Below are 14,108 nucleotides of genomic sequence, written 5' to 3' on the forward strand. Positions count from 1 at the left end.
GCCGCCGCGATGACCGACCTGCTCTCCCAAGACGAGATCGATGCCCTGCTGCATGGCGTCGACGCCGGCGTGGTGGATACCGAGCCGGCGCCGGCCGAGCCTGGCGAAGCGCGCAACTACGACTTCTCCAGCCAGGACCGGATCATCCGTGGGCGCATGCCGACCCTGGAGATGGTCAACGAGCGCTTCGCCCGCCTGTGGCGGATCGGCCTGTTCAACCTGATCCGGCGCTCGGCCGACCTGTCGGTGCGCGGCATCGACCTGATCAAGTTCAACGACTACATGCACTCGCTGTACGTGCCGAGCAACCTGAACCTGATCAAGTTCAAGCCGCTGCGCGGCACCGGCCTGATCGTGTTCGAGCCGACCCTGGTGTTCACCGTGGTCGACAACTTCTTCGGCGGCGACGGCCGTTACCCCACCCGCATCGAGGGCCGCGAGTTCACCCCCACCGAGATGCGGGTGATCCAGCTGATGCTCAAGCAGACCTTCGCCGACCTGGCCGAAGCCTGGGCGCCGGTGATGGAGGTGGAGTTCGAGTACCTCAACTCCGAGGTCAACCCGCACTTCGCCAACATCGTCACCCCGCGCGAGTACGTGGTGGTCAGCCGCTTCCACGTGGAGCTGGAAGGCGGCGGCGGCGAGATCCACGTGACCCTGCCGTACTCGATGCTGGAGCCGATCCGCGAACTGCTCGACGCCGGCATCCAGAGCGACCGCGTGGACCGCGACGAGAGCTGGAACATCATGCTGCGCGAGCAGCTGTTCGGCTCGGAGGTCACCATTTCCAGCGTGCTGGCGCAGAAACAGATGAGCCTGCGCGAGCTGACCCGGCTGAAGATCGGCGACGTGCTGCCGATCGACCTGCCCAAGCAGGTACCGCTGTGCGTGGAGAACATCCCGGTGTTCACCGGTGAGTTCGGCATCTCGCACGGCCAGAACGCGGTGAAGATCACCGCCACCCATCCCCCCGGCGCGCTGCGCCGCCGCCCCGCTCTCCAGGAAGACCTGCCATGACCCAGACCGATCCCACCCAGCCGGCGCCGGCCCAGTTCGACAGCCTGCAGCCGGATGCCATGGCCGAGTCCAACGACCTGAACCTGGACGTGATCCTGGACGTGCCGGTGACCCTGTCGCTGGAAGTGGGCCGCAGCCGCATCCCGATCCGCAACCTGCTGCAGCTCAACCAGGGCTCGGTGGTGGAGCTGGAGCGCGGCGCCGGCGAACCGCTGGACGTGTACGTCAACGGCACCCTGATCGCACACGGCGAGGTGGTGACCATCAACGACCGCTTCGGCGTGCGCCTGACCGACGTGGTCAGCCCCAGCGAGCGCATCCGGAGACTGCGGTGAGCCTGCTGCTCGCCGTCGCCGCGCAGACCGCCAAGCACGGCTCGGGCGTCGGCAGCGCGGCGCCGTCGGCGCCCAGCCTGGTCGGCGCGGTGTTCGCGCTGCTGCTGGTGCTGGGCCTGATCCTGGCCATGGCCTGGGTGCTCAAGCGCCTGCCCGGCAGCGGCTTCCGCCCGGCACAGGGCCTGCGGGTGGTCGCCAGCCTGGCGGTCGGCGCCAAGGAGCGGGTGGTGGTGGTCGAGGTCAACGGCGAACAGCTGCTGCTCGGCGTCTCGCCCGGCGGGGTACGCACCTTGCATCACTTGCCCGAGCCGCTGCCGCAGGCGCCCGCGCCGACCCTGCCCTCGATCAAGCAGTTCAAGCAGCTTCCCGATTTCGCCCAGCTTCTGGCGCAGAAGCTGCGCAAGGACAAATGACCATGCCGTTTTTCTGGAATCGCAACGCCCGTCGCCTGCGCCTGCTGCTGATCCTGCTGACGCTGAGCCTGCTGCCGGCGTTCGCCTGGGCGCAGGCCAAGCCGGCGCCGGCCACCACGCCGACCGCGCAGGCCCCGCAGAACGCCGCGCCCACCCTGCCCTCGCTGCCGGAGGTCAACGTCGGCAAGATCGGCGCGCAGCCGGTGAGCCTGCCGCTGCAGACCCTGCTGCTGATGACGGCCATCACCCTGCTGCCGTCGCTGCTGCTGGTGCTGACCGCCTTCACCCGCATCACCATCGTGCTCGGCCTGCTGCGGCAGGCGCTGGGCACCGGGCAGACGCCGTCCAACCAGGTGCTGATGGGCCTGGCGCTGTTCCTGACCGCACTGGTGATGATGCCGGTGTGGGAAAAGGCCTGGGGCCAGGGGATGAGCCCGTATCTCAACGGCCAGATCGATTTCCAGACGGCGTGGACGCTGACCACGCAGCCGCTGCGCGCCTTCATGCTGGCGCAGGTGCGCGAGACCGACCTGATGACCTTCGCCGGCATGGCCGGCAACGGCACCTACAGCGGCCCGGACGCGGTGCCGTTCCAGGTGCTGGTGGCCTCGTTCGTGACCAGCGAGCTGAAGACGGCGTTCGAGATCGGCTTTCTGATCTTCATTCCGTTCGTGATCATCGATCTGGTGGTGGCCAGCGTGCTGATGTCGATGGGCATGATGATGATGTCGCCGATGCTGATCTCGGCGCCCTTCAAGATCCTGCTGTTCGTGCTGGTCGACGGGTGGGTGCTGACGGTCGGCACGCTGGCCGCCAGTTTCAACGGGGTCTGAGCCATGAGTCCGGAGCTGGCGTTGACCGAGTTGCGTGGCGGGTTGATCACGGTGTTGTGGGTGGCGGGGCCGTTGTTGCTGGCGATGTTGGCGGTGGGTGTGGTGATCGGTGTGTTCCAGGCGGCGACGCAGCTCAATGAGCCGACCATTGCGTTCATCGCGAAGGTGGTGGCGTTGACGGCGATGTTGTTTGCGACGGGGAGCATGTTGCTGGCGCATCTGGTGGAGTACACGACGATGCTGTTTCAGCGTATTCCGCATTTGATTGGGTAGCGGGGATGGCTGCGCCTGCTGCCCTGATCGCTCCCTGTGTAGTGGATGCCTCTTCTGCTCGCTTTTCTAGGTTTGGAGAGCAACAGCAAGAGCTTTCGCCTTGCGGCGAGTCACTTTTCTTTGCTTGTGCAAAGAAAAGTAACCAAAAGAAAGCACACCCCGCCGCAGCGCCCGCTACGCGGGTCCGCTCCGCTGGCGGGATTTTCGGACGGGGCATCCTGCCCCGGCCGAAAACGGCGCACATCCCTGTGCGCCGCCCCCCTGCGGGGGGTTTTGCCCGCCAGCTCCGCCGCTGCGGAGGGGACCCGGTGGATCAAGAGCAAAACAACAGCAAAAACAATGGCAACGGCAACGGCAACGGCAAAAGCTGTAGCTGCGGCCATGTGGGCGTTGCCTTGAGTGCCGGTCGTGCGGTTTCAGTTGTTGTTCGCGGACTCGCTGGTGCGTCTTCAGTTGTTGTTCGCGGACTCGCTGGTGCGTCTTCGGCTGCGGGCCTCTCGCGTTACGTAGTAGGCGCTGGCCGTTCCTTCGTGATGTTTGCCGGGGTCTCGGGTTGATGGATGCCGCCACGCAAATGGTCGTCGATGGGTCGCGGGCGTTCGCGATGATCGGGGCGGTGCTGTGGACGATGCTGCGGATCGGGGCGATGTTGACGGTGATGCCGATGGTCGGGAGCAAGGCGGTGCCGGGGCGGGTGCGGGTGATCCTGGCCGGGACGCTGGCCATCGCGCTGGCGCCGATCCTGCCGCCGGTGCCGGATTGGGATGGGTTCAATGCCGCGGTGGTGCTCAGCGTGGCGCGGGAGCTGGCGGTGGGGGCCAGCATGGGCTTCATGCTGCGGATGATCTTCGAAGCCGGGGCGATGGCCGGGGAACTGGTCTCGCAGAGCACCGGCCTGGGCTTCGCGCAGATGGCCGATCCGCTGCGCGGAGTCAACTCGCCGGTGATCGGCCAGTGGTTCTACCTGGCCTTCGGCATGATGTTCTTCACCGCCAACGGGCATCTGGCGGTGGTGTCGCTGCTGGTGGAAAGCTACAAGGCGCTGCCGATCGGCACCGCCCTGCCCGATGCGCAGGCCATGGCCTCGGTCGCGCCGAACTTCTTCATGAGCATCATGCGCGGAGCGGTGACCCTGGCGCTGCCGGTGATGGTGGCGATGATGGCGGTGAACCTGGCCTTCGGCGCGCTGGCCAAGGCGGCGCCGTCGCTGAACCCGATCCAGCTCGGCCTGCCGGTGGCGGTGGTACTGGGCCTGGCGCTGCTGGCGGTGCTGGTCGGCGAGATGGGGCCGCCGGTGCAGCGCCTGTTCGATGCCGCCTTCAACGCCGCGCGCGCGCTGACCGCATAGCCGGGACTCAAGCTGCAGCACAACGCGGCCGATACCGGCAGAAGGCTATCGTTGGCGCGCCAGGATGGGCGGCGGCACCGCCGACCGTCCCGGATACCGCCGATCGCCGCGGTCCGTCCCTTCGCCCATCGCTCGCCGCACGCCATGCCCTATCGCTCGCCAGCGTCCGCTCGTGCCTGCCCTCGCCGTGTCCCACGGCGGCGCGGCGGCGGCTGAGCGTCGTATGCGCACGGTCATGGGTCGATCCCTGTGGTGGCCGCTCTGGCTGCTGCTGTCCGCCCTGACCTGCATGGGGTCCACGCAGGCCCAAGTCATCCCGTTGCGGCACTACGCACAGGACCAGGGCCTGCTCGGCCTGGCCGGCACCTGCCTGCTGCAGCGGCGCGACGGCAGCCTGCTGGTCTGCAGCGAAAGCGGGCTGTACACCTTCGACGGCGACCAGTTCCAGCAAGTGACGCTGCAGGGCCGGGGTGGCCATTACATCTCCGATGCCGCCGAAGATGCCGAGCGGCGGCTGTGGGTGGCCACCTTCGATGCGATCTATGTGGACGACGGCGCGCCGGCGCGGTGGATCCCACTGGAACACGACAGCACGCCGTCGCATCGAAAGTTGAATCGCCCGCGCCTGGCCGCCCCGGCCTGGGGCACGGTAGTGCTGGACGACCGCCGCCTCCTACGCGCGGTGCGCAAGGCCGATGCCAGCGGATGGGAGCTGCGGCCCCTGTTCGATGCGGCGACGCTGGCGCGGCAACCGGAGCTGGCCGACATCCACGACCAGTTCGTCGTCGACGACACGCTGTGGCTGGGCTGCGCCAAGGCCCTGTGCCGGGTCGATGCCGACGGCCACGCCACCCGCTACGACCAGGCCCACGGCCTGCCGCCCGACTTCTGGCGCAACGCGGTGCGGGACCGCGCCGGCAGCCTGTGGGTCGTCGGCAGCAACAAGGTGATGCGGCTGCCGGCCGGCGCGACGCGCTTCCAGGAGCAGACACCCCCTGGTCTGCAGGGGCCGACCCTGGTGACATGGCGCACGCCGATCCTGCTCGACCCGCAAGGCCGCGTGCTGGTGCGCACCAACCACGGCCTGGCGCGCTGGGAAGATAGGCACTGGCGCACCTTCGACCGTCGCAACGGCCTGCCCGAGGGCAACCTCGTCGCCATGCGCTTCGACCAGGCCGGCGACCTGTGGCTGAGCATGGACGGCGAAGGCGTGCTGCGCTGGAACGGCTATGGCTGGATCGAGAACTGGGATGTGTCGCAGGGCATCAGCCGGGCGCCGACCTGGAGCATCCAGCGTACCCAGCACGGCGAACTGCTGATCGGCAACGAGGGCGGTGTCGACCGGCTGCGCGAGGACGGCCGCTTCCAGCGCTGGGCCAGCGACAACGGCGCGCAGATGATCGGCCTGCGCCGCGCCGCGGACGGCACGCTGTGGAGCATCGGTTCGATCGGCGTGCTGCGTCACTACGACGTGCAGGGCCGGCTGCTGCGTGCGTATCCGCCGTTGCACAGCGGCGGCCGCCAGCGGATGGTGATCGCCAAGCAACTGTTCGTGGACGCGACCGACCGCGTCTGGATCCTCACCGACGACGGCGTCTACCTGCTGACGCAGGCGACTGCAGACGCTGTCCCGCAACGGCTGTCGACGCTGCCTGGCGGCGAGTACTCGGATATCCAGCAGCGCCACGACGGCAGCATGCTGGTGACCGGCGCCGCCGGGCTGTTCCGCCTGCGCGGCGACACCTGGACCCCGATCCGGCTGGTCGCCGACAGCGCGCCGGCGCAGCCGGCCCTCAGCAAGCTGCTGGTCCTGGACGACGGCCAGGCCTGGGCCAGCCTGTACGGCCCCGGTGCCTGGCAAGGGCGGCTCGACGGCGACACCCTGCACCTGGCGCCGGCCGACGCGGAGTTGAGCGGCCTGTATATCTACAACCTGCGCCGCACCCGCAACGGCTGGATCTGGATCAGCCACAACCAGGGCGTGGACGTCTATGACGGACGCGCCTGGTCGCGGCTGACCCAGGCGCAGGGCCTGCTCTGGAACGACATGTCCGAGTCGGCCTTCCTGGAGGACCACGACGGGTCGGTGTGGCTGGGCAGCAGCCGTGGCGTCACCCACCTGCTGGATCCGGCACGGCTGTTCCCGGCACGGGCGCCGCGGCTGGTGCTCAAGGAATTCAGCCGCGGCGGCGTGCCCGTCGGCGCCGGCACGCGCCTGCGCTGGAGCGAGGAGCCCCTGCATATCGCGGTCGGCTCGCCGGACCTGTACGACGAACGCAACCGCATCAGCTTCCGTTATCGCTTCGAGGGCGCGCATACCCGCTGGCTGCACACGCCCAACTTCGAATTCGAGCAACCGCCGCTGGCACCGGGCGACTACGTGCTGGAAGTGCAGTTGCTGGACGCGTACCGGCGCAGTGCCTCGGCGCCGCTGCGGGTGGCGTTCTCGGTGGCGCCGGTGTGGTGGCGCAGCCAGCCGATGCTGGTGCTGTACCTGCTGCTGGGCGGCGGCCTGGTGGTGGCGCTGCTGCTGTGGCGCGAACGCCGCCTGCACCAGCGCCAGCGCGAACTGGCCGACCTGGTGGCACGGCGCACCGAGGAACTGGAGCACGACAAGCGCGAACTGGAGATCGCCCGCGCCGCGCTGGCGGTGAAGGCCTCGCACGACGCCCTCACCGGCCTGCTCAACCGCGCCGGCATCCTCGAGGCGCTGGCCGCGCAGATGCGCCGCAGCGACGCCGAACAGACGCCGCTGGCCGTGGCGATGATCGACCTCGACCACTTCAAGCGGATCAACGACGAGCATGGCCATCTGGTCGGCGACGCGGTGCTGATCGAGGTGGCGCGGCGCCTGGGCGCCAACCTGCGCGACGCCGACCTGGTCGGCCGCTACGGCGGCGAGGAACTGCTGGCGGTGCTGCCCGGATTGCCGACGAGCTGCGGCGACCGGCTGCAGGCCCTGCGCACCATCATCGCCGGGCAGCCGCTGCGCATCGGCGAGCGGCAGTTGGCGATCACCGCCTCAATCGGCGTGGCCTGGTACCTGCCTGGCGAGCCGCTGCAGCAGTTGCTGGCGCGCGCCGACGCCGCCCTCTACCAGGCCAAGCACCTGGGCCGCGACCGGGTGGAGCTGCAGCCGGCCTAGTTGACACCGAGCGACGCGCCGCGGCGGCGCCCGGCCTCGCTTCCGGGACCGGCACGGTCCTTGCAGTGCGCAGGGTCGATCCTGGCCGAGCGCACCCCCGATGTCCGAGAGCGAAGAAGGCGCAGAGCGCACAGAACAGCCAACAGACAAACGCCTGCGCGAAGCCCGCGAGCAAGGCAACATCCCGCATTCGCGTGAGCTGGCGACGGCCGCGGTGTTCAGCGCCGGCGTCTTCGCCCTGATGGGCCTGTCCACCTCCATGACCGCCGGGGCGGTGGCCTGGCTGAAACAGGCGCTGCGTCCGGACCTGTCGATGCGCGAGCATCCGGAGGCGATGTTCGGCCATTTCGGCGACCTGCTGCTGAACCTGCTCTGGGTGGTGCTGCCGCTGGTCGGCATCTGCCTGGCGGCCAGCTTCGCCGCGCCGGTGCTGATGGGCACCCTGCGCTTCTCCGGCCAGGCGCTGATCCCCAAGTTCGATCGGCTCAACCCGATGAACGGGCTCAGCCGCATGTACGGCGCCGAGACCATCGTCGAGCTGCTCAAGTCGATCCTGCGCATGGGCTTCGTCGGCGGCGCCGCGATGCTGTGCCTGTGGGGCAGCACCGACTTCCTGCGCGGCCTGCTGCTGCAGCCGCTGGAACAGGCCATCGGCCACGGCCTGGGCTTCACCCTGCGGCTGCTGCTGTACACCGCCGGCGCGCTGGCGCTGCTGGCGGCGATCGACGCGCCCTATCAGAAGTGGAATTACATCCGCAAATTGAAGATGACCCGGGAGGAAGTGCGCCGGGAAATGAAGGAAAGCGACGGCAGCCCCGAGGTCAAGGGCCGCATCCGCCAGATGCAGATGCAGATGTCGCAGCGGCGGATGATGGAAGCCGTGCCCAAGGCCGACGTGGTGGTGGTCAACCCCACCCACTACGCGGTGGCGCTGAAGTACGAGAGCGGGCGCATGCGCGCCCCCACCGTGGTCGCCAAGGGCGTGGACGAGATCGCCTTCCGCATCCGCGAGGTCGGCGAGCAGCACCGCGTGGCGGTGATCTCGGCCCCGCCTTTGGCACGCGCCTTGTATAGGGAAGGCCAACTCGGCAAGGAAATTCCCGTGAGACTGTATTCCGCGGTGGCGCAGGTCCTCTCGTACGTCTACCAGTTGCGCGCCTGGCGCAGCGGGCCGATGCCGCCGTTGCCGCCGTTGGAAGTGGATGAATTCGCCCCGGGGAGCCAGCCATGAGCCAGCCTGCCGCGCAGATGAACACGCGCAAAGTGATGGACATGATCAAGCACGGGCTCGGCGCCCCGGTGATCGTGTTGCTGATGCTGGCGATGGTGGTGGTGCCGCTGGCCGCCCCGGTGCTGGACGCCCTGTTCACCTTCAACATCGCCATCTCGCTGATGGTGCTGCTGGCGGTGGTGTACGTGAAGCGGCCGCTGGAGTTCAGCATCTTCCCGATCGTGCTGCTGATGACCACGATGCTGCGCCTGGCGCTGAACGTGGCCTCCACCCGCGTGATCCTGATCAACGGCCAGGGCGGCCACGGCGCGGCCGGCAAGGTGATCGAGGCCTTCGGCGAATTCGTGATCGGCGGCAACTATGCGGTCGGTATCGTGGTGTTCGCGATCCTGACCATCATCAACTTCGTGGTCATCACCAAGGGCGCCGGGCGCGTGTCGGAAGTGACCGCGCGCTTCATCCTCGACGCCATGCCCGGCAAGCAGATGGCGATCGACGCCGACCTCAACGCCGGCCTGCTGACCCGCGAGGAAGCCAAGGCCCGCCGCGAGGAAGTGCGCGAGGAAGCGGACTTCTACGGCTCGATGGACGGCGCCAGCAAGTTCATCCGCGGCGACGCCATCGCCGGCATCCTGATCCTGTTCATCAACTTGATCGGCGGCATGGCGGTCGGCGTGCTGCAGCACGGCATGCCGGTGGCGCAGGCCGCCTCCACCTACACCCTGCTGTCGATCGGCGATGGCCTGGTCGCGCAGCTGCCTGCACTGCTGGTGTCCTCGGCGGTGGCGATGCTGGTCACCCGCGCCTCGCGTTCGCAGGACATGGGCGCCTCGATGATGGGCCAGGTGTTCGGCCAACATAAGGCGCTGGCGGTGGCCGCGGCGATCCTGGGCCTGGTCGGCCTGATCCCGGGCATGCCCAACGTCGCTTTCTTGACGCTGGCGCTGATCCTGGGCGTGCTGGCCTGGAAGATGTGGAAGCGCAGCCTGCAGCCGACCCCGGCCGCCGCCGAGGCGGCGCCGCAGGCCGCAGCCGCGGCGCAGGCCAACGCCGAACTGGGCTGGGACGAACTGCGCCCGATCGACCCGCTGGGCCTGGAAGTGGGCTACCGGCTGATCCCGCTGGTGGACAAGGCCCAGGGCGGCGAGCTGATGGCGCGGATCAAGGGCGTGCGCCGCAAGCTGACCCAGGACATCGGCTTCCTGGTGCCGCCGGTGCACATCCGCGACAACCTGGAACTGCCGGCCAACGCCTACCGCCTGCTGGTGCACGGCGTGCCGGTGGCCACCGCCGACATCCACCCGGACCGCGAACTGGCGCTGGACCCGGGCGGCGCGCTGGGCAAGATCGACGGCATTGCCGGCAAGGACCCGGCGTTCGGCCTGGACGCGATCTGGATCCAGCCGCACCTGCGCGCCCAGGCCGAGACCATGGGCTACACCGTGGTCGACCCGGCCACGGTGATCGCCACCCACCTCTCGCACCTGATCCGCGAGCACGCCCCGGAACTGCTCGGCCATGAGGAAGTGCAGCAGTTGCTGGCGACCCTGGCCAAGAGCGCGCCCAAGCTGGTCGAGGACCTCACCCCCAAGGCGCTGCCGCTGTCGGTGGTGGTGCGGGTGCTGCAGAACCTGCTCATCGAGAAGATCCCGGTGCGGCAGCTGCGCAAGATCGTCGAGGCCCTGGTCGAGCACGCCCCGCAGAGTCAGGAACCCGGCGCGCTCACCGCCGCCGTGCGCAACGCCCTGGGCCGCTTCATCGTCCAGGAGATCGCCGGCATGGCCCCGGAACTGCCGGTGTTCACCCTGGCCCCGCAATTGGAACGTGTCTTGCAGGACTCTACCCAGGGCAACGGCGCGGCGCTGGAACCCGGACTGGCCGAACGCTTGCACCAAAGTCTGGCGGACTGCGTGAGCAAGCAGGAGGCGCGCAACGAACCGGCCGTGGTGCTGGTCCCGGCGCAGGTCCGCGCCGCCCTCGCCCGCCTGGTCCGCCACAGCGTCCCCGCGCTGTCGGTCCTGTCCTACAGCGAAGTGCCGGAGGACAAGCGGCTGAAGCTGGTGGGGACGATCAGTTGATGTGGCGGGATTGGTGATTTGGGATTCGGGAGTCGCAACAGCGGGCCCGACGCGCGCAGAGAGACAGCAATGACACGAACGAACACAACCAGAGCAAGGCGACCGGATAGCAGCCATGCCATGGCGGCCTCCGCGACCAATCCCCACTCCCCACTCCCGAATCCCGGCACTCACCCATGAAGATCAAACGCTTTGTCGCCCCCGACATGCGCACCGCCTTCCGGATGGTGCGCGACGAGCACGGGCCGGATGCGGTGATCCTGTCCAATCGGCGTACCGACGAGGGCATCGAGATCGTCGCCGCCAGCAACTACGACGAGGCCCTGGTGCAGCGGGCGCTGGATGCGGTGCGCCCGGACGAGGCGCCGCGCGCCGCTGCCGCGCAGGCACCGGCCGCTCCCGCCCCGCGCGCCGCACGGAGCGACAGCGCCGCCGCCAGCCCGGCGATGGCGATGATGGCCGCGATCAGCGAACGCCGCGGCAGTGCCGCGCCGGCCGCTCCCGCCGCACGGCCACTGACCCAGCCGGCGGCGCTGGCCGCTTCGGCGATGCCCGCCGCGGCCGCCCCGGCTGCCGCCGCACGCCAGGCCGCCCCGGCCAAGGCCGCAGCGCCGGTCACCGGCCGCGCCGAGTTCAGCATCCCCGAGGACGTGTTCCGCAACGCCCCGATCAGCGTGCCCCTGCCCAGCCCGTTCGCCGCCGCGACCCCGGCGCCGGCCGCCGAGGCCATGCCGGCCTGGCGCGACGACGTCGCCGCGGTGGCGCTGACCCCGCTGGCGAGCCCGAGCACAGCCCCTGCCGCGCCGGGCGTGGCCAAGGCCGACGCGCCGGCCGCTGCCGGAATCCCGGCGGCCGCCACGCTGGCGGCGGTGCCGACCTTCCCCGCCCCGCAGAACGACGAACAATTGACGCAGCTGCGCGACGAACTGGCGCTGATGCGGCAGATGATCGAGCGCGAGATGAACCGCCTCACCGACGAGCGCCTGCGCGGCTCGCCGGTCCGCGCCCAGGCGCTGGAGCTGATGGACGACTACGGCTTCGACAGCGGCATCACCCGCGACGTGGTCATGCAGATCCCCGCCGACCTGGAGCTGCACCGCGGCCGCGGGCTGATGCTGGGCCTGCTGTCCAAGCGCCTGCCGATCGCCCCGCTGGACCCGCTCGAGGAAGGCGGCGTGATCGCCCTGATCGGCCCCACCGGCGCCGGCAAGACCACCACCATCGCCAAGCTGGCCTCGCGCTTCCTGGAGCGCCATGCCGCCCGCGACGTGGCCCTGGTCACCACCGACACCATCCGCGTCGGCGGCCGCGAACAACTGCACAGCTACGGCCGCCAGCTCGGCATCGCCGTGCACGAGGCCGATAGCGACGCCGCGCTGCAGCAGCTGCTGGAGCGCCTGGCCGACTACAAGCTGGTGCTGATCGACACCGCCGGCATGGGCCAGCGCGACCGCGCCCTGGCTGCCCAGCTGCACTGGCTGCGCGCCTCGCGGGTGGTCCGATCCTTGCTGGTACTCCCCGCCAACGCCCATTTCTCCGACCTGGACGAGGTGGTGCGCCGGTTCGCCGGCGCCGACCCACAGGGGGTCATCATGACCAAGTTGGACGAAACCGGGCGGTTCGGCAGTGCCTTGTCGGTGGTCGTGGACCACCGCCTCCCCATCACCTGGGTGACCGATGGACAGCGTGTGCCGGACGACCTGCACCGCGCCAACGCCGCCAGCCTGGTATTGCGCCTTGAAGATTTGCGGCGCGCTGCCGATAAGCCCTGTACTCCGGAGCAGACCCATGCCGTCGCGTGACTACGTCAATCTGACCAATGCCTTCCCCCTGTCGGCGACGCGCAGCGAACCGCTGGGTCCGGTGCGCACCATCGCCGTGACCGGCGGCAAGGGCGGCGTGGGCAAGACCAACATCTCGGTCAACCTGTCCATGGCGCTGGCCGACATGGGCAAGCGCACCCTGCTGCTGGACGCCGACCTGGGCCTGGCCAACGTCGACGTGCTGCTGGGGCTGACCCCCAAGTTCACCGTGGCCGACCTGGTCGCCGGGCGCTGCACCCTGGAAGAGGTGCTGATCGACATGCCCAACGGGCTGATGGTGGTGCCCGCCGCCTCCGGCCGCCGCTACATGGCCGAGTTGCCGCCGGCCCAGCACGTGGGCCTGGTCAACGTGTTCTCCGAGTTGCAGCGCGAGCTGGACGTGATGATCGTCGACACCGCCGCCGGCATCACCGACAGCGTGCTGACCTTCTGCCAGGCCGCGCAGGACGCGGTGGTGGTGGTCTGCGACGAGCCGGCCTCGATCACCGACGCCTACGCCCTGATCAAGGTCCTCTCGCGCGAGCGCGGCGTGGACCGGGTGCAGATCGTCGCCAACATGGTCCGCGACCTCAACGAAGGCCGCCTGCTGTACGACAAGCTCAGCCGGGTCTGCGAGAAGTTCCTCGGCGACGTGTCGCTGAACTACCTGGGCTGCGTGCCGCAGGACGACTGGCTACGCCTGTCGGTGCAGCGCCAGCAGCCGGTGGTCAAGGCCTACCCGTCCAGCCCGTCGGCGCAGGCGATCAGCGAGATCGCCCGGCGCACCGCGCGCTGGCAGGCGCCGACCGCCCCGCGCGGCAACGTCGAGTTCTTCGTCGAACGCATCATCCAGCGCGGGGTGGCCGCATGAACGCCGCCGCCCACTACCGCGCCGTCCAACGCAACAGCGCCAACGACTACATCACCCAGCACTCGGACCTGGTCCGGCGCATCGCCCACCACCTGGCGGCGCGGCTGCCGGCCAGCGTCGAGATCGACGATCTGATCCAGGCCGGCATGATCGGCCTGATCGAGGCCTCGCGCAGCTACGACGCCGAACAGGGCGCCTCGTTCGAGACCTATGCCTCGATCCGCATCCGCGGCGCGATGATCGACGAGATCCGCCGTGGCGACTGGGTGCCGCGCTCGGTGCACCGCCGCGCCCGCGACGCCGCCTCGGCGATCCGCAAGATCGAACAGAGCACCGGCCGCGCCGCCGCCGCCAACGAAGTGGCCGCGGCGATGGACATGCCGCTTCCCGAATACCTGCGTTTGATGGAAGATGCCGCCCGCGGCCAGGTGCTGAGCCTGGAGTCGCGCATCGAGGACCATGGCGAACTGGATACCATCGCCAAGGGCGGACCCAATCCGCAGCAGATGCTCGAGCGCAGCGAATTCGGCCGCGAGCTGGGCAAGGCCATCGCGCAGTTGCCCGAACGCGAGCAGTTGGTGCTGTCGCTGTACTACGAGCAGGAATTGAACCTCAAGGAAATCGGCGCGGTGCTCGGGGTCAGCGAGTCGCGCGTGTGTCAGATCCATGGCCAGGCCACGGTACGGTTGCGCGGACGCCTGAAGGCGTTCGAGGTCGCCGATGCCGGTCTGGAAGACGAAGAATAGGAACCCTTAGGAGTCA

12 protein-coding genes are annotated in these 14,108 nt (G+C 69.2%); all 12 read left to right on the plus strand.

Going from position 1 to position 14,108, the window contains the following annotated elements; all coding sequences use genetic code 11:
* The first annotated feature begins 9 nt into the window (after positions 1-9).
* Positions 10-1,017 (plus strand): flagellar motor switch protein FliM, encoded by a 1,008-nt coding sequence (fliM, locus tag AC1PK7_RS11295; RefSeq protein WP_019796142.1) that lies wholly within the window; start codon positions 10-12, stop codon positions 1,015-1,017.
* Positions 1,014-1,352 (plus strand): flagellar motor switch protein FliN, encoded by a 339-nt coding sequence (gene fliN / locus AC1PK7_RS11300; protein ID WP_010343865.1) that lies wholly within the window; start codon positions 1,014-1,016, stop codon positions 1,350-1,352. The genes fliM and fliN overlap by 4 nt, the downstream gene beginning before the upstream one ends.
* Entirely contained in the window at positions 1,349-1,765 is a 417-nt protein-coding gene (gene fliO / locus AC1PK7_RS11305) for a flagellar biosynthetic protein FliO (protein ID WP_481098198.1), read from the plus strand. Before fliN ends, fliO begins: the two co-directional genes overlap by 4 nt.
* A 2-nt stretch (positions 1,766-1,767) precedes the next feature.
* Entirely contained in the window at positions 1,768-2,598 is an 831-nt protein-coding gene (gene fliP, locus AC1PK7_RS11310) for a flagellar type III secretion system pore protein FliP (RefSeq protein WP_029562219.1), read from the plus strand.
* Between the two features lie 3 nt (positions 2,599-2,601).
* The gene (locus AC1PK7_RS11315) at positions 2,602-2,871 is read left to right on the plus strand and encodes a flagellar biosynthetic protein FliQ (RefSeq protein ID WP_010343869.1); all 270 of its coding nucleotides are present in this window, start codon (positions 2,602-2,604) and stop codon (positions 2,869-2,871) included.
* A 556-nt stretch (positions 2,872-3,427) separates the two neighbouring features.
* Positions 3,428-4,219: a flagellar biosynthetic protein FliR gene (gene fliR / locus AC1PK7_RS11320; RefSeq protein ID WP_209029218.1), complete on the plus strand. Its 792-nt coding sequence runs from the start codon at positions 3,428-3,430 to the stop codon at positions 4,217-4,219.
* Positions 4,220-4,454: 235 nt separating this feature from the next.
* Positions 4,455-7,364, plus strand: a complete 2,910-nt coding sequence (locus tag AC1PK7_RS11325; RefSeq protein WP_481098199.1) for a ligand-binding sensor domain-containing diguanylate cyclase — start codon at positions 4,455-4,457, stop codon at positions 7,362-7,364.
* A 100-nt stretch (positions 7,365-7,464) separates the two neighbouring features.
* Entirely contained in the window at positions 7,465-8,595 is a 1,131-nt protein-coding gene (flhB, locus tag AC1PK7_RS11330) for a flagellar biosynthesis protein FlhB (protein ID WP_019800058.1), read from the plus strand.
* Between the two features lie 17 nt (positions 8,596-8,612).
* Entirely contained in the window at positions 8,613-10,673 is a 2,061-nt protein-coding gene (flhA, locus tag AC1PK7_RS11335; RefSeq protein WP_481100885.1) for a flagellar biosynthesis protein FlhA, read from the plus strand.
* A gap of 176 nt (positions 10,674-10,849) precedes the next feature.
* The gene (gene flhF, locus AC1PK7_RS11340; RefSeq protein ID WP_481098200.1) at positions 10,850-12,475 is read left to right on the plus strand and encodes a flagellar biosynthesis GTPase FlhF; all 1,626 of its coding nucleotides are present in this window, start codon (positions 10,850-10,852) and stop codon (positions 12,473-12,475) included.
* The gene (locus tag AC1PK7_RS11345) at positions 12,462-13,346 is read left to right on the plus strand and encodes a MinD/ParA family ATP-binding protein (RefSeq protein WP_010341540.1); all 885 of its coding nucleotides are present in this window, start codon (positions 12,462-12,464) and stop codon (positions 13,344-13,346) included. Before flhF ends, AC1PK7_RS11345 begins: the two co-directional genes overlap by 14 nt.
* The gene (locus AC1PK7_RS11350; protein WP_010341541.1) at positions 13,343-14,092 is read left to right on the plus strand and encodes an RNA polymerase sigma factor FliA; all 750 of its coding nucleotides are present in this window, start codon (positions 13,343-13,345) and stop codon (positions 14,090-14,092) included. Before AC1PK7_RS11345 ends, AC1PK7_RS11350 begins: the two co-directional genes overlap by 4 nt.
* The last annotated feature ends 16 nt before the right edge of the window (positions 14,093-14,108 follow it).

It is taken from the genome of Xanthomonas sp. NCPPB 3174, assembly GCF_056725205.1.